The following is a 15,665-nucleotide window of genomic DNA, read 5'->3' as shown; positions in this document are numbered from 1 at the left end:
TTCAACTTTCACTTTTTGATTACCAACTGGTCGTTGTTCATACGCTGCATGTACTGCTGGATGATGGACTTCATCTGTCGCGTCATCTGGTCTAACGTGTCGGCAGGTATGGATTTCAGTATATTGTGCGTAAAGGTGGAGTCTGTACGATAATGGAAGGCTGACGTGACCTGTTCGCCGTCAAACTCCAGTGCATAGGGGCCCTTCACGAATTCATAGCCATTGCTGCTCGCTACCCAGTGGAGTGCGTGGCTCTCTTCTGCTGACGTGTTGAGCATGTCCTTTCCGAAAGCCAGGTAAGGCTTGTCGTAATGCAGGTATGAGAGCACGGTGGGCATGATATCAGTCTGTTCCACGATGTGCTGCGTGTCATAGCCTCGCAAGGCCTTGTCGCCAGGAGCGTAGAGGATGATAGGCACGCAGTAGTTGCCCAGCGTGGTGCGGTAGAATGGGTCTGTGGCGCCACTGGTGTGGTCGGCGGTAATCACGAAGAGCGTATTCTTGAACCATGGCTGCTTTTTGGCAGTCTCAAAGAAGAGGCGGAGGGCATTGTCGCTATAGGCCACGCATTCCATCACGTCGTCTTCACCCTTGGGGAACTTCCCTTTGTATCTTTCGGGCACGACGCAGGGCGTATGCGATGAGGCCGTGAATACAGCAGTCATGAAAGGCTGTTGCATCTTGGTCATCTGCTGGGCATAGAACTGCAGGAACTCCTCGTCCCAGATGGCCCAGGTGCCGTCGAAATCATCGTCGCCATGGAAGTTGGGGTCTTCATTATATTCCGTTCTGCCGTAATAATTCTTAAAGCCAGTAGCACGGGCAAAGGCCTGGAATCCCATGGAATTGTTCTGTGCGCCGTGGAAAAATGCCGTGGTGTATCCTTTCTGCTCTCCAAGCTCGCGTGCCAGTCCTGACATGTGGTTCAGGGATGCAGGTGTGAGGAACAGCGGTTCTACATAGTTGGGCAGCGACGACAGTACCGATGGCATACCCTCGATACTCCTTCGTCCGTTGGCATAGGAGTACTGCCATGTCATGGCTCCGTTGGCTATCAGTGAGTCAAGGAATGGTGTGTATCCCTTGTAGGTGCCATTACGCAGCGTCTTGTTGTAATAGCCGAAATGCTGTTTGCCGAAACTCTCCAGAATAAACACAACCACATTCTTCGGCGTGAAAGCTACAGAGTCGGCCGGCGTATGAATAGGGGAGTAGAGTGCCAAGGCCTCTTCCTCGCTCATGTAATCGGGTGTGATGAGTGGTTTCTTGCTCAGCGTGCGATAGATGCTGAAAGGCGTGTTCAGTACGATACCTGTCTCAGCAGGACGGTCTACAAACTGATTGGCATTGCTGATGGTGATAGGACGCACAGCGGCGGTAAAGCCTCCACGCATACCGGCCACCGTCAGGGGGATGGTTACCAGTAACGCTACTGTCTGCACAATATAATATCTGAGCAGAGGTGATGTGAAAGCAGACTTTTCACTTTTCCCCTTTCCTTTTACTCTTGGCAGGAAGGTCTTCCACAGCACCCACGACAGCAGGAATGCCAGCAGTACCAGGTACCAGTTGGCAATAAACTGCTCGCCCATAATCTTGGTCATGCCGCCCACGCCTTCGTTACTGAACTCGTAGAAAACCGAGGTTGTGGTGCGCTTGCCCGTAAAGGGGAAATATACACAGTCGCAGAGATTTGCCCAGATGGCAACGGAGTTACAGATAACGTAAATCCACCTGACTACTTTGTAGTAGCCTTTACGCTCTTTCCAATGCAGGGGGAATAGCATCATCAGAATGACCAGGGCATTGGTATAGAGAATGGCTGTGGTATCAAAAATCAGTCCAGCGCCAAATAAGTCAAGGGCGTGACCCCATGTCATGGTGTCAGCATACATACCCCAGTTCAGCAGTAGGAATACCAGTCGGCAGAATGTGAACATCAGGTAGACAATGCCTAAGTTGCCAACCAGTGCTATTACGGGATGATTATAAAATGAACTTTTCATTTTTGTAAATGTACTTTTCATACTTTAAAGGTGCAAAAGTACGAAGAATTTACGAAAAATCAGCGTAGTAAAGGCTTTATTTCAAAAAATTGTACTACTTTTGCAGTCATATGGCAAAAAAAAGAGCAAAACGAACGACTCTAGTCGTTATTCTCCTAGTGTTGATAGGGGCTGGTTTTTGGACATCCAGTCGTTGGGATGCCTGGTTTCGTAATCCTGAAGAGGCGCCTTATGTATCTGAGGCAGAACCCCATCGCGTGCTGCTCACCTTTGGTGACAGTCTGGAATCGTCAAGAAATGTCAGTTGGCAGGCCGACAGTATCCTCCATCCCTCGTATCTGGAGCTGGCCCAGTTGCCTGATGGCGATACGGTAAGGATTGAGGCCTATGGCGAAGTGTTCCGTTCACGCAGTGGCGTGGCCGCCTATTATGTGGCCCGTCTCCGTCAGTTGCGCCCTGATGCCCAGTATGCTTATCGTGCTGTGACCGACGGGAAAGCCTCTCAATGGTATCATTTCCAGACCTACAAGGAAAACCGTAACAACCTGTCGTTCATGTATGTAGGTGATGTGCAGGATACGGTGGGCGGAGCTTCCAACCGTATTCTGAAGGAAGCCTTGGCTTATCATCCCCAGACCGAGTTCCTGGTTTGTGGAGGCGACCTGACGGATCGTCCGAAAGATGAGTGCTGGGCTGAGACCTTCCGTGATGTGGACAGTATCTGTCAGGCGATGCCCCTGCTCACCGTGACGGGTAATCACGACTATCTGAAGGGCGTCATCGTATCGTTGGAACGCCGTTTCCCCCTGATTTATTCCTATTTCCTTGATTCCAAGATTGAGGATAACCAGGTCTATACCGTCCGTTATGGTTCTGCACAGTTCTTCCTGTTGGACAGTAACCGTGAACTGCCTTACCTGCTGACCCAGCGCAGTTGGCTGGAACGTGAGTTGCAGAACAGCAGCGCACGTTGGAAGATTGTGGTTCTGCATCATCCTCTTTTCTCGTTGAAAGGCCATAACAACCTGATTCAGCGATGGGTGTTCAATGACCTGATTGAGGAGTATGGGGTTGACCTGGTGATGCAGGGTCACGAACATGCCTATGGACGCATGACGCGCCATGATGACAATGACAAGGCAACGACGCCTGTCTATACCGTGAGCCATTGTTCACCCAAGAATTATCGCATACAGTTTGATGATGAGTTTGATAAGTTTGGTATCTCCAGTCGCTATTATCAAACCGTTGATATTAAGGGAGATACATTGGTGATGGCTACCTATGAATCCTATCATCACTCACTCTATGACTCCCTGCGTATTGTAAAGAAAGGTGATAGTGTGAATATCCTGGACTTTGGTCGTGATATTCCTGAATATATGGAATATACGCCCGACCCTTCCAGTAAGAAAGACCGGGCGTATGCCGAACGAATCGAGGCGTATAAGGCAAAGCATCCTGAGAGGATGCGGAAGTAGTCCTTATACTTCCTCGCCGAAAAGAGTAGCGCTGGTGCTGCCTGTGATGCGCACCCGTACTGTTTCTCCAATATGGTGGTTTCCTTTGTTGAAGACCACCATTTTATTTTGTTCCGTGCGACCGCAGAGCTGCTCACGACTGCGCTTGGAGAAACCTTCTACCAGCACGTCAAACTCCTTGCCCTCGTCCTTCTTGTTCTGCTGGGCAGAAATCTCCGTCTGCAGGGCAATGAGCTCATTCAGTCTGCGAATCTTCTCTTCTTCTGCGATATTGTCGGGCAGATGTTTTGAGGCGTATGTGCCGGGGCGCTCAGAATATTTGAACATAAAGGCAGAGTCATAGCCTACCTCGCGCATCAGACTGAGACTGAGCTGATGGTCTTCCTCTGTCTCGTCGTGATAGCCTACGAAGATATCGGTGGACAGCCCGCAGTCAGGTATAATCCTGCGGATGGCAGCCACACGGTCCATATACCACTCACGGGTATATTTGCGGTTCATCAGTTTCAGGATACGGTCAGAGCCGCTCTGTACGGGCAGGTGGATATGCTTGCATACATTGGGTTCCTCCGCAATGACATGCAATGTCTCGTCGCTCATATCCTTGGGATGTGAGGTAGTGAAGCGGATGCGCATCTGAGGTGCCTCGTGGGCCACCAGTCTGAGGAGCTGGGCAAAAGTGACTTCTTCATTGCCACCCTCCTTCACGACTTCACTCTTGTATGAGTTCACATTCTGTCCAAGCAACGTTACCTCCTTGAAGCCACGGTCACGCAGATCGCGTACCTCACGCAGGATGCTCTCTACGTCGCGGCTGCGCTCACGACCACGGGTGTAGGGCACGATGCAGTAGTGGCAGAAGTTGTTACAGCCACGCATGATGCTCACGAAACCGCCAATCTTATGACCCAGGCCAATGCGCTGAGGCACAACGTCCTTATAGGTCTCTGAAGTAGACAGTTCGATATTCATGGCCTTATGTCCCAGTTCGGCCTGGGCCACCAGGTCGGGCAGGGTCATATAGGCATCGGGTCCGGCCACGAGGTCGGCCCCATGATTCTCCAGCAGGTCCTGTTGCACGCGCTCAGCCATACAGCCCAGCACGCCGATAACCAACGGACGCTTGCGCTTGATGGCACCCAGTGCCTCCAAACGATGGTATATCTTCTGTTCGGCATTATCGCGCACCGAACAAGTATTCAAAAATACAGCATCGGCCTCTTCCAGACTTTCACAAGTCTCATAACCAGCCATTTGCATTACTGAGGCCACTACCTCAGAATCGGCCACATTCATCTGACAGCCATAAGTTTCTATAAATAGTTTCTTCATCATATTAATTTAAATCCGGGTGCAAAGGTACGAACTTTTTTCTGCATATAGCCTTAAATAAAACTAATTTTTATCCACAGTTGGCACATGTGTCGTAGAAAATGTTTAATTTTGCACGCAATTTTTGACAATACACATTATTATATAATAAAAAAGCATGGATAAAGTAAGTTATGCCCTGGGTTTGGGCATCGGACAGCAGCTGGCACAGATGGGTGCTACAGATCTGAATGTAGATGATTTCGCACAGTCAATCAAGGATGTGCTCGCAGGTGCTGAGCTGAAGGTGTCACATCGTGATGCCCAGCAGATTGTGCAGGAATATTTTGCAAAGAAGGAAGCCGCTATGAATGCAGAGCGTGCCGAGAAGGGCAAGGCTGCTAAGGAAGAGGGCGAGAAATATCTGGCTGAGAATGCCAAGAAGGAAGGTGTTATCACGACTGCCAGCGGCCTGCAGTATCAGGTGCTGAAGGAGGGTAACGGTAAGAAGCCTACCGCCAAGGATTCTGTGAAGTGTCACTACGAGGGTTTCCTCATCGACGGTACCGTGTTCGACAGCAGTGTACAGCGTGGCGAGCCCGCCGTATTCGGTCTGCAGCAGGTTATCGCTGGCTGGACCGAGGGTCTGCAGCTGATGTCTGAGGGTGGCAAGTACCGCTTCTTCATCCCTTACCGCCTGGCTTATGGCGAGGGTGGTGCAGGTGCAATGATTCCTCCCTTTGCTACCTTGATTTTCGATGTAGAGCTCATCGAGGTGATGTAATTGGTATATCGACAAATAACACAATAAAAATTTAAAACAAAAATGAAAAAGATTTTTTCTATGGCTGTTGCAGCCATTGCTGTTGCTGGCATGATGTCATGCAACGGAAACTCGCCTAAGGCAAGTTTGAAAACTGATGTTGATACCCTGAGCTATGCTGTCGGTATGAGTCAGAGTCAGGGTCTCATGGATTATCTGTCACGTGCCAAGGGCGTTGACACCACCTACATCGCAGAGTTCCTGCAGGGTGTTAACGACGGTGCCAATGCCGCTGATGATCCTAAGAAGGCTGCTTATTTCGCTGGTATCGAGATTGGTCAGCAGATTTCCAACAACATGGTGAAGGGTCTGAACTATCAGCTCTTCGGTGAGGATTCTACTCAGACCGTATCTCTCCGCAATATCCTTGCAGGTTTCGTCAATGGTGTAAAGGGCGACGGCAAGATGACTGTTCAGGAGGCTGACTCAGTTGCCAATGTTCTGTTCGAGGCTATCAAGGCCAAGGCTCAGGAGAAGCAGTTTGGTGCCAACAAGACTGCCGGTGAGAAGTTCCTGGCTCAGAATGCCAAGAAGGAAGGTGTGAAGACCCTGCCTTGCGGTGTTCAGTACAAGGTGATTAAGGAAGGCAACGGTGCTATGCCTGCTGATACCTCTACCGTAGTGGTTAACTACGAGGGGCGTCTGGTTGACGGTACTGTGTTCGACGCTTCTAACCGTCATGGTGACCAGCCCGCCGAGTTCATGGTTGGCCGTGTTATCAAGGGTTGGCAGGAGGCTCTGAAGGCTATGCCTGCTGGTTCAGAGTGGGAGATCTACATTCCTCAGGAGTTGGGCTACGGTGCCAACCAGTCTGGTCAGATTCCTCCTTTCTCTGCCCTGATTTTCAAGGTAGAACTTGTTGAAGTGAAGTAATTCTGATATGAAGAAGATACTGACTATAGCACTCGCCCTCGTGGTGAGTGCTTCTTTTAGCACCGTGGATGCTAAAAAGAAGAAGGATAAGAAGGCCGACAAGACCGAGGTGGTGAAGGCTCCCGTGAAGCTGCTCTCAAGCAGTGACTCGCTGAGCTATACCGTTGGTATGTCTGTTACCGAGGGCCTGGTAGGCTATCTGCAGTCTCAGCTGGGTGTTGACACCGCTTACATGACTGATTTCGTGGCTGGTTTCGAAGAGGCTGTCAAGGCACTGAAGGATCCCCGTCAGAAGGCGCGTATGGCTGGTGTGACGATTGCCGAGCAGGTGAGCGGACGTATGCTCTCTGGTTTGAAGCAGGAGGCCGATGGTGCTCCCGATTCCATCAACGAGCAACTCTTCTTCCGTGGCTTTGCTGATGCTTTGCTGGGTGATACCACGGTGATGACTACCGCAAAGGCTCATACCGTGTCTAGTCAGAAGACCGAGGCTAACCGTCAGGCCAAGATTGCTGCCCTGACAGAGAAAGGTCGTGCTTTCCTGGCCGAGAATGCCAAGAAGGAAGGTGTGATTTGTCTGCCCAGCGGTTTGCAGTATAAGGTCTTGAAGCAGGGCGATGGCATCGTGCCTCAGAAGACCGACAAGGTGAAGGTGCACTATGAGGGCCGACTGATCGACGGCACCGTATTTGATGCTTCTTCTAAGCATGGCAACGAACCCGCTACCTTCCGTCCCGACCAGGTTATCAAGGGATGGACAGAGGCGCTCACCATGATGCCTGTTGGCTCTAAGTGGCAGCTCTTTATCCCTCAGGAACTGGGTTACGGCGAGCGTGCTGCAGGACAGATTCCTCCTTATTCTACCTTAATTTTTGACGTAGAATTGGTAGGTATTGATAAATAAATCATCAATTTTTCCGAAAAAAGTTGCATGATTAAATAAAAAAGTGTACTTTTGCTATCAGATTGCAAAAGTACACTTTTTAAATGGAGAAAATTGATAACCTAGACAAGAAAATTCTGAGCATCTTGTCACAGAACGCACGTATTCCTTTTAAGGATGTTGCCGCCGACTGCGGTGTGTCGCGTGCTGCTATTCATCAGCGTGTGCAGCGCCTTGTTGATAATAATGTTATCACGGGCAGCGGCTTTGACGTTAACCCCAAGTCTTTGGGCTATCGCACTTGTACCTATGTAGGTATCACCCTGGAGCGTGGTTCTATGTACAAGGATGTGGTGAAGCGTCTGGAACTCGTCCCTGAGGTTGTGGAGTGCCATTTCACCACTGGTCCTTATACCATGATGGTGAAACTCTATGCGCGCGACAATGAGCAGTTGATGGACCTCATCAATGGCCAGCTGCAGGAAATTCCCGGCGTGGTGGCTACAGAGACGCTGATCTCGCTCGAACAGAGCATCAAACGTGAAATACCTGTTCATTTCGAAGAAATAGAATTGTAAATGAGGCATTTTGATTTGAATGCTATACTGGCCGAGGCTCATCAGGAATTCCCTGTCGCGCAGCGTCGGCCGGTTATTGGTATTACAGGCAACTATGGTGAGCTGACCTGTAAACTGGGTGAGGGATACTATAAACAGATAGTGGCTGCTGGTGGTGTGCCTATGATTATTCCGCCTGTGGCTGACAAGACAGTGCTGGCCGACACGCTCGACCGTATTGATGCCCTGATGCTCAGTGGCGGAGCCGATATCAACCCCCTCTATTGTGGTGAGGAACCTGTGCCGGGCCTGGGAGGCATCAATAGTGAGCGCGACCTGCCCGAACTGCTCATTGCCCGAATGGCCTATAACCGTCAGTTGCCTATCCTTGGCATCTGTCGTGGCATCCAGACCTTGGCTGTGGCTTTGGGCGGCAAGGTGGAGCAGGATATCAAGTTGACTACCGTGAAACATTCACAGGATGCTGATCGCTCAGAACCTACGCATTCTGTCTCCATTGAAAAAGATTCTACCTTGTATAAAATATACAGCGGTAGCAAGTCTTTCACTCTTCACTCTTCACTTTTCCCTCTCTATGTCAACTCCTTCCATCATCAGGCGGTGAGCGATGCCGGACCTCGTTTCCGTGTTGTCGGTCGTGCTGCCGATGGGGTGATAGAGGCTATTGAGAGTACCGAGTTCAAGCCTATCCTGGGTGTGCAGTGGCATCCGGAGTGTATGGGTGCCGACGGACTGCCTGTCTTTCAGTGGCTGGTGGACGAGGCACGGAAGTTCAAGGAGGTGAAGCGTGTGCATCATCACACCTTGACGCTCGACACCCATTGCGACACGCCGATGTTCTTCCCTCAGGATGTGAACTTCGCCGCTCGCGACCCACGTATCCTTGTTGACTTGCATAAGATGACCGAGGGACGCCAGGATGCCACGATCATGGTGGCTTATCTGCCTCAGCAGAGTGACCAATGGCAGGGCGTTAAAGGCGAGAAACGTGCTTTTGCTGACGATATCTTTGATAAGATTGAACAAATCGTGGCACAGAATGCCGATTATCTGGCGCTTGCCCGTACGCCTCAGCAGTTGTGGGATAATAAGCATGCCGGACGCAAGAGTATCATGATGGGTATCGAGAACGGTTTGGCACTTGATGGTGACATCCACAATATTCAGCATTTCAAGGACCGTGGCATCGTCTATATCACCCTTTGTCATAATGGCGATAATGACATCTGCGACTCTGCCCGTGGCTCTGAGACCCATGGTGGCGTGAGTGCCTTTGGGCAGGAGGTTATCCGCGAGATGAACCGACTGGGTATTATGGTCGATCTGAGTCATGCCCACGAGAAGAGTTTCTATGATGCCTTGGAACTGTCAAGGACGCCTATCGTATGCAGTCATAGTTCGGCTCGTGCCCTGTGTGACCATCCGCGCAACCTGACCGACGACCAGATGCGTGCCCTTGCCGCCAAGGGTGGCGTGTGCCAGATAACGCTTTATCATGGGTTTCTGAAGAAAGAGGGCGAGGCTACCATCTTGGATGCTATGCAACATTTGGATCATGCTATTCAGGTGATGGGTATCGACCACGTAGGACTGGGTACCGATTTTGATGGCGATGGTGGTATCTGTGGGTTGGCAAACAGTAGTGAGCTGACCAACTTCACCCGCCAGCTGCTGGCTCGTCGTTATAGTGATGCCGATATCCAGAAGATATGGGGAGGCAACTTCCTGCGTGTCATGCAGCAGGTGCAAGGAGTTGAAAGGTGAAAGTTTGAAAATTATATAAAAAACCTGATGAATATGAAGAAGATTTTTTGTTGGATGCTGACCGCTATCCTTGCTTGTGGTGCTATGAGTGCTCAGGCACAAGTGATGAAAGCAGCCGATTTGGAGAAATATGCTAAAGAGAAATATGGTGATAAGTGGCTCGATGCTGCTGCTAACCTGGCCAAGGAACTGACGCTGGATAAGAACGAGTCGCTGTCTTATCAGCAGGTTATCGAGGCTCCTGGTAAGACGAAGTCACAGCTTTATGTGGCGCTGAACTACTGGGCTACGGCAACTTTTAAGGACAAGCAGGCTATCACGCTCAATGATAAGGATGCAGGCTGCATCATCATCTCTTCTTCTATCGATGGTATCGCTGATCATACAGGTACCCTCAACCGTTATGTGGTGAGCATCACGCCCGTTATCAAGATTGATATCAAGGAAGGACGTGTGCGTGTCACTTATACCGTACAAAACTATGACATCCTCAAGGCTGAGGCTGCTGGCTGGATTGGTGGCATTCTTGACAACAGTTCCAACCGTACAGACCGTCAGAATGTCTATGGTGATGGCAAGCGCCTGAAGGGCGATAATACCGATCGCCGTCTCTATGACGAGCAGTGGGAGATTGCCAAGCATTATCCTTTTGTGGAGAAAGATAATAAGAAGCGTACCTGCTCAAAGGCTCTCGTGATGACCCACGCCTATTCCAACGCTATCATGGATAAGGTGGAAGAAGCCATCAAGAATGGTATCGTGGGCAACGAGGACGAAGACTGGTAAAGACAATACGAATAATCATTATTGGGACAGATTTGATTTTCTGCCAGAAGGGTGGAGTCAAATCTGTCCCATGTTATTTCTTTATGCGATGAAGCAAAAGGTCACCACAGCCAGCTTCTACTTCTTCGAAGATTTCTCGGCATCGCTCTTCTCTCATCTTAATCTTTGTTCCTACGGCAATCATATCTGCTAAGGTGGGATCGCCTGTTCCGTTGACTGATGTAGCGTGTTCACCGTTATAACCTTCTGTGCAGAGCGTCAGGTCATAGGCTGGAGCAAGATGCCAGACATAACGACCTGTAGGTTCCTGGATGACTAAGAAACTAAAGTTCTTGCAGTGGTCGTCTTTATTCTCAGTCAGATAGTTGAACACCATACGACGGAACATCTCCTCAACTTCCTTGCTGCTTTGGGTTAAATAGCCAGTTAATGCCAGGAGGTTGCTATAGTCAAGAACAGGATTGGCCAGCGACAAACAGAGTAATGCCCCTGCAGTTGCAGTATGAATACGCTGTCCGTCTTCGTTGATATCAAAGCGACGTGAAGCGAAATAGCGTCCGTTCATCAGTTTGAAATCTGGAACTTTGATGCCACAATGTTTTGCTACCTCGTTATAATGGAATTCCTGCTGGCCTATATCCTTGGGGTCGTAGGTGTGGCGGAATTTTACCAGCCAATGTCCTTCTTCATCATGGAAGATGGCTTTGGGCCGTGCGCCTCCACTATTACCGCTATTATAAAGTAGTAATCCTGCGTCAGTGTCTTGCTGTTCTTTCAGGACTTCAAGAGCCTTCTGTTGCAGCATGTCCAAATCTGTCGCACCGTTGCTTAATTGAATATGCGTTTCAGGATGATAGGTGAGCGCCCCCATGCCACCATTTCCTACGAGGCTTAGCCTGTCAAGTGAGGAAAGGTTAGTGTCGTTGATGCCCTCACGCATTAAAGCTTTGTGGAGCAGATAGCGCCCATAACCATCAGGCAGACTATCCTCGAAAATGCCGAAGTTGCCATAGAAAGGCTGTGGCTTGGCGATGAATAGTCCTTGATGTAGGGGTAGTTCGAGTGGCGAGATGCTGAAACCATCAGCCAACCAGCTTTTGTCGTATTCGAAAGCACAGAATTTATCATCGGGTGTCAGCGATAATATGCCAACGACCCCATTGTGATATTTTACAGTCAGACGATCTATACTTTTCATTGCTTCTTATATGCTTTCTTCTTGTTGGTGTTCTTGCGAATCTGCGTCAGTTCTTCCATGGTGGTGTATTTGGGAGTTGCAAACAGATTCTTGATTTCCGAAGTATAGCCTAAGGCCATAGCCAGCGCAATCAGATTCTTTAGCGAAATCAGTCCTTTTTGTTCAAACCTTACCAGGTTGCTAACAGCGATTTCTGCTTTCTTTGCAAGTTCTTCTCTCGTCAGACTCTTCTCTATCCGCCTATGACGAAAATCCTCTGCCAACTTTAGCGCGATGTCATCAGCAGATTCTAACGTATAGTTGTCGAGAACTGATAATATATTATCTGTATCAATCATTATTCTTTTAGAAACTAATTAAATATTATCAGTTGCAAAGATACTAAATTTTGCCCAAACTACCAAATATTTATTCCTTTTTCTTGTTGCTGAACACTTCAGTCAGTTTCTTTTCTATGTCCTCTCCATGCAGGCCGCGGGCAAGGATGGTGCCGTCGGGGGCAAGCAGGAGGGTGATAATGGTTTGCTTGTTCATGCTTTATTCAATGTTTAGTGCTTTCTTGATAATCGGTTCCAACTCCTGAGCATCGAAAGAGGTGGATAGAATGGTACCATCGCGGTCGATAAGCAGAAATTTACCAGAGCCGTTCTTCTTGGCATGCTTTTCCCAGACGCCAAAGCAGTCTTGATAGTCCACGAGGCTGGGCCATGGGTACTTGTCGCGCTTCATAGCCAGACGGAAGGATTTCATATTCCATTCGCGGGCAATAGCTACGACGTTAAGTCCTGCATCATGGTATTTTTCATAGAGGGGGATGAGCAACTTGGCATGGCCGCGACACGAGTTACACCATGATGCCCACATGATGATGAGGGTTACCCGTCCACGATAGAGAGTGCCGACGCTGACTTTCTCCCCGTCGGCTGTTGCAGCCTCATAATCGTTGAAGTATGGCTGTCCTGGTTGCAGCTGGAGTCCTAGTTCCTTTAGGGCGATGCGGCGATGAGCGGGATGCTTTGGAAAGAGGTGCTCATATAGCTGATGGTATTCATCAAGATAAGGCCGAGCCTCGTTTATATCATCGTATGCATAGAGCATTCCAACCTCTAAGTAGAGCAATCCATAAAGCATTGGATGGTCGGCCTTGTAGGCTTTCATCCATGCGTCAATCCGTGCCTTGAGTGAGTCATGTGCCTGCACTAATTTACGCCCCTCGGGCGTATCCAGCAGATCGTTGTCTTCCAAGGAGTCGAGCTTGCTCTCTATCATCTCAGCCTCCTGTCCGAAAAGGCCTTTGGACATACGCTGCATCTCCAACCACTTCTCTTGCTCTGGACCTCCTGCGACAACATCCAGACGTGCACCTTCATCATCGGGGGTGATAGTGATGCGCACAGTATCGTTCTCTACAAGGAAAAGTGCGAAATGTCCACCCTCCTTATGATCCTCTATGATTTCGTACATCTCAGTCGTTTCGGCTTCTATATCGAGGGCGAAATGCCCGTCCTTAACTTTTATCTCCGTCCATTTTGCATCATCATCGTCTGCCGTGCCTTGTTGTGCAACGTAGAATGTCTGGCGCTTCACACCGTCAGCAACAGTCCCGACGACATGGCATTTTATTTCTCCATGTCCCGTCATTGAGACGAGGGTCAGCAGGATGGTGATGATGAATGATTTCATATATAACTGTTATTTGAGTTTTTCTTTTAATCGTTTCAATAGGTGTTCAAGGCTACTATAACCTTGACTAATGAGGTCATCGTGTACACGGCGACAATCGGGAGTGAAAACTTCGTAGTGTGGAATGCTGTTGAAGTAGAAGAGTTCCTGTAAACGGCGAAATTCTATGTTGTTAACGCAGATGATTTCTTCGTCAGCGAGCCACTCGTTCACATATCGCTTGTAGGCTTCATTTTCCGGATTCTCTTCGTTAGCAATGAAGATGAGTTTCACATCGTTGCGTTTGGCCATCTCAGCACGAAGTTGCTTGCTTTTATTTATAGCGAATTTACAATTACCGCACCACATCGCCCAGAAATCAACAAACAGGATGCGTCCTGGATAACGAGCAGAGACCTTTCTAATGATGTCTGCCACAGAATTATCAAGAGGCAATGTGCTGGTTAATCCTTCCTGCATCATTCTGGAAGCATAGAACTCCTCCGCTTTCTGTCGGATAAAAGGGTGAGAAAATGTGGAGAGATATATTGGAAACATGTTTTCTGGACTTGCGCAATTTGTAGCCAACTCCTGTCGGAAGGATTCTCGCAATGTTGTGTCTTTCTTTGTCTCATCAAATTGTATCCATGAGGGAAATAGTCCCTGCATATGTTTATAATTGCAGAGTTGAATCATTAGGCTGTTTCTGTCGTCTGTATTGAGCATATCGCGAAAGTTTTGGCAGACATTCTCAAATACTTTCTTGTTGGTCGATAGGAGTTCTGGTCTTTCATATTCGCCTTTCTCATTCTTGATGGGGCCAAACAATTGTGTATGTATCATAGGCGAATACTCTGTATGGTTCAATGTTCGTGGGAAATCTTCGCAAGATAGTAACAGGGGATTGTCAAAGTCAATATGACGCAGAGCTGCATAGTTTCTACCTTCTCTTATTGCCAGCCATTCAGCACTGTCAACTATCTCAGGCATGTATATTCCATCCTCTTCTTTGTAGGAACGCATGTCATGATTATCGGCACAAGTCATCATGGCAGATAAAAACTGTACCTGTGCTTCGGCTTGGGCTAACTGCACTTCAAATGGTGTATAGTGGAACTGCTGACTAACCGACGATACGCATTGCATCAGGTTCTGCCAAACACTATCAGCCACAGTCTGCACATCGATGAATCTTCCTTTGAATGAAGACAACGACCTACATTGGCCGTTCATCATCTTTCTAGACTTCAGCCAGCGTTCCACTTTCTTGCTGCTGCCATTTTTGTAGAAACATTCGTATTTTCCTTGTTCATTGAGACGCACAGAGATGTCGATGGTTTCACCAGGGCGGACGAAGAACGGAATTTCAAAGAATTCCACTTTTGATTTGCTCGTATAAAAACGGTTCATTGACGGGTAATTTGCCACAAAGCTTTTCTCAAACGTCCCGTCAGGTGCTATGTCGAGAATTACTGTCGCCTGACCTTTCTCGAATACGTCTTCATAGTTGCACTGCATCGTTGTAAAGCCAAACTTCTCTGCATCGTATCCTTCAATGCTACCTTTGATTGTAATGGTGTCGGCCTTAAACCAATCTTGTGGAATAGCCTGAGCCTGCCCCGTCAGGGCAATGAGGGCAAGCAGGAGGGTGGTTAGGGCGTTTTTAATCATTGGTTTCCTATTTAGTTATTACCTTGTTTATTATATATACGGAGAAATCGTGCAAATATGTCGCTGAAGGATGTTAAAATTATGAAAAAACATCATAAACCTATGACTTACGATGTCTTAATTTGTTTTTTCTATCACCCTCACCACGAACCGTCTGAAATGCCGATGTACAAAGGGATTAAGGGGTGTTGAGGATGTTCGTCATCCTACACTAATCCTACACTCACCCTACACTGCCCCCTCACTCACACCTCTTGGAAAAATACGTCGTTGACGTACTCCGATTACGTCGTCCACGTACTCTGAGTACGTCCCCTGCGTACGGACAGTTATACATGAATTTCATGTGCTTTTCTTTTGTCTACGACGCTACACGAATGACCATGAAAATCCATAAATGACTCATAAATATTGATTCATGAAATAATTTTTGTCCATTTATGATTATTTATGTAGCGCCGCAGGCAGACTAAAGGTTCTTTGGCAAAAGATTCTGAGTGTAGGGTCAGTGTAGGATATGGTGAGGGTGAGTGTAGGGTTGAGAACACCCTACACTGGCCTCAAAGCCTTTGCCACAGGGCGTTTCCTGCGTTTGGAGTGAGGGTTGGGGGTAAAAACGTTTTTCTTGT

The 15,665-nt window shown here is 48.4% G+C and carries 14 protein-coding genes; 7 read left to right on the top strand and 7 right to left on the bottom strand.

Going from position 1 to position 15,665, the window contains the following annotated elements; all coding sequences use genetic code 11:
• Positions 1-8 precede the first annotated feature (8 nt).
• A complete protein-coding gene (locus L6468_RS13655) occupies positions 9-2,006 on the bottom strand; it encodes an LTA synthase family protein (RefSeq protein ID WP_237793618.1) in 1,998 nt (665 codons plus the stop codon).
• A 110-nt stretch (positions 2,007-2,116) separates the two neighbouring features.
• On the opposite strand from L6468_RS13655, the gene L6468_RS13650 reads away from it, so the two are divergent.
• Complete coding sequence (locus tag L6468_RS13650) at positions 2,117-3,487, top strand: purple acid phosphatase family protein (protein ID WP_237793617.1); 1,371 nt, start codon at positions 2,117-2,119, stop codon at positions 3,485-3,487.
• A 3-nt stretch (positions 3,488-3,490) separates the two neighbouring features.
• Here the strand turns inward: L6468_RS13650 and miaB are convergent, their stop codons facing one another.
• On the bottom strand, positions 3,491-4,819 hold the full coding sequence (miaB, locus tag L6468_RS13645; RefSeq protein ID WP_237796684.1) for a tRNA (N6-isopentenyl adenosine(37)-C2)-methylthiotransferase MiaB: 1,329 nt from the start codon (positions 4,817-4,819) through the stop codon (positions 3,491-3,493).
• A 157-nt stretch (positions 4,820-4,976) separates the two neighbouring features.
• Here miaB and bamJ (L6468_RS13640) point away from each other — a divergent pair, with 157 nt between their 5' ends.
• The 6 genes from bamJ (L6468_RS13640) (at position 4,977) to L6468_RS13615 (ending at position 10,505) form a co-directional block, all read left to right on the top strand.
• Positions 4,977-5,582: a BamJ family beta-barrel-assembly machinery protein gene (gene bamJ / locus L6468_RS13640; protein WP_091813609.1), complete on the top strand. Its 606-nt coding sequence runs from the start codon at positions 4,977-4,979 to the stop codon at positions 5,580-5,582.
• 42 nt (positions 5,583-5,624) lie between these two features.
• Positions 5,625-6,494: a BamJ family beta-barrel-assembly machinery protein gene (gene bamJ / locus L6468_RS13635; protein ID WP_091813612.1), complete on the top strand. Its 870-nt coding sequence runs from the start codon at positions 5,625-5,627 to the stop codon at positions 6,492-6,494.
• A 7-nt stretch (positions 6,495-6,501) separates the two neighbouring features.
• On the top strand, positions 6,502-7,398 hold the full coding sequence (gene bamJ, locus L6468_RS13630) for a BamJ family beta-barrel-assembly machinery protein (RefSeq protein WP_237793616.1): 897 nt from the start codon (positions 6,502-6,504) through the stop codon (positions 7,396-7,398).
• Between the two features lie 83 nt (positions 7,399-7,481).
• Positions 7,482-7,955, top strand: coding sequence for an Lrp/AsnC family transcriptional regulator (locus L6468_RS13625; RefSeq protein ID WP_091813618.1), 474 nt, complete (start codon positions 7,482-7,484; stop codon positions 7,953-7,955).
• Complete coding sequence (locus tag L6468_RS13620; protein ID WP_237793615.1) at positions 7,956-9,719, top strand: membrane dipeptidase; 1,764 nt, start codon at positions 7,956-7,958, stop codon at positions 9,717-9,719.
• A gap of 33 nt (positions 9,720-9,752) precedes the next feature.
• Positions 9,753-10,505 (top strand): DUF4468 domain-containing protein, encoded by a 753-nt coding sequence (locus tag L6468_RS13615; protein WP_237793614.1) that lies wholly within the window; start codon positions 9,753-9,755, stop codon positions 10,503-10,505.
• Between the two features lie 73 nt (positions 10,506-10,578).
• On the opposite strand, the gene L6468_RS13610 is transcribed toward L6468_RS13615, so the two are convergent.
• The 5 genes from L6468_RS13610 to L6468_RS13595 all read right to left on the bottom strand — a co-directional run bounded on the left by L6468_RS13610 (position 10,579) and on the right by L6468_RS13595 (position 15,036).
• Entirely contained in the window at positions 10,579-11,703 is a 1,125-nt protein-coding gene (locus L6468_RS13610) for a type II toxin-antitoxin system HipA family toxin (protein ID WP_237793613.1), read from the bottom strand.
• The gene (locus tag L6468_RS13605; RefSeq protein ID WP_091813627.1) at positions 11,700-12,041 is read right to left on the bottom strand and encodes a helix-turn-helix domain-containing protein; all 342 of its coding nucleotides are present in this window, start codon (positions 12,039-12,041) and stop codon (positions 11,700-11,702) included. The genes L6468_RS13610 and L6468_RS13605 overlap by 4 nt, the downstream gene beginning before the upstream one ends.
• A 70-nt stretch (positions 12,042-12,111) precedes the next feature.
• Positions 12,112-12,237 (bottom strand): hypothetical protein, encoded by a 126-nt coding sequence (locus tag L6468_RS14730; protein ID WP_255779405.1) that lies wholly within the window; start codon positions 12,235-12,237, stop codon positions 12,112-12,114.
• A 3-nt stretch (positions 12,238-12,240) separates the two neighbouring features.
• A complete protein-coding gene (locus L6468_RS13600) occupies positions 12,241-13,386 on the bottom strand; it encodes a TlpA disulfide reductase family protein (protein ID WP_237793612.1) in 1,146 nt (381 codons plus the stop codon).
• A gap of 9 nt (positions 13,387-13,395) precedes the next feature.
• Entirely contained in the window at positions 13,396-15,036 is a 1,641-nt protein-coding gene (locus tag L6468_RS13595) for a TlpA family protein disulfide reductase (RefSeq protein WP_237793611.1), read from the bottom strand.
• Positions 15,037-15,665: the final 629 nt, after the last annotated feature.

Source organism: Prevotella communis (genome assembly GCF_022024115.1).
Classification (GTDB): domain Bacteria; phylum Bacteroidota; class Bacteroidia; order Bacteroidales; family Bacteroidaceae; genus Prevotella; species Prevotella communis.
Note: the sequence above shows the minus strand (reverse complement) of the source record. Positions and strands in the feature narration are given on the sequence as shown.

What these genes read in the sequence shown, in the direction of transcription:
- L6468_RS13620 (WP_237793615.1), top strand. Translation starts at nt 7,956, where the DNA reads ATGAGGCATTTTGATTTGAATGCTATACTGGCCGAGGCTCATCAGGAA.
- L6468_RS13610 (WP_237793613.1), bottom strand. Translation starts at nt 11,703, where the DNA reads ATGAAAAGTATAGATCGTCTGACTGTAAAATATCACAATGGGGTCGTT.
- L6468_RS13605 (WP_091813627.1), bottom strand. Translation starts at nt 12,041, where the DNA reads ATGATTGATACAGATAATATATTATCAGTTCTCGACAACTATACGTTA.
- bamJ (WP_237793616.1), top strand. Translation starts at nt 6,502, where the DNA reads ATGAAGAAGATACTGACTATAGCACTCGCCCTCGTGGTGAGTGCTTCT.
- bamJ (WP_091813612.1), top strand. Translation starts at nt 5,625, where the DNA reads ATGAAAAAGATTTTTTCTATGGCTGTTGCAGCCATTGCTGTTGCTGGC.
- miaB (WP_237796684.1), bottom strand. Translation starts at nt 4,819, where the DNA reads ATGAAGAAACTATTTATAGAAACTTATGGCTGTCAGATGAATGTGGCC.
- L6468_RS13655 (WP_237793618.1), bottom strand. Translation starts at nt 2,006, where the DNA reads ATGAAAAGTTCATTTTATAATCATCCCGTAATAGCACTGGTTGGCAAC.
- L6468_RS13650 (WP_237793617.1), top strand. Translation starts at nt 2,117, where the DNA reads ATGGCAAAAAAAAGAGCAAAACGAACGACTCTAGTCGTTATTCTCCTA.
- L6468_RS13600 (WP_237793612.1), bottom strand. Translation starts at nt 13,386, where the DNA reads ATGAAATCATTCATCATCACCATCCTGCTGACCCTCGTCTCAATGACG.
- L6468_RS13615 (WP_237793614.1), top strand. Translation starts at nt 9,753, where the DNA reads ATGAAGAAGATTTTTTGTTGGATGCTGACCGCTATCCTTGCTTGTGGT.
- bamJ (WP_091813609.1), top strand. Translation starts at nt 4,977, where the DNA reads ATGGATAAAGTAAGTTATGCCCTGGGTTTGGGCATCGGACAGCAGCTG.
- L6468_RS13595 (WP_237793611.1), bottom strand. Translation starts at nt 15,036, where the DNA reads ATGATTAAAAACGCCCTAACCACCCTCCTGCTTGCCCTCATTGCCCTG.
- L6468_RS13625 (WP_091813618.1), top strand. Translation starts at nt 7,482, where the DNA reads ATGGAGAAAATTGATAACCTAGACAAGAAAATTCTGAGCATCTTGTCA.
- L6468_RS14730 (WP_255779405.1), bottom strand. Translation starts at nt 12,237, where the DNA reads ATGAACAAGCAAACCATTATCACCCTCCTGCTTGCCCCCGACGGCACC.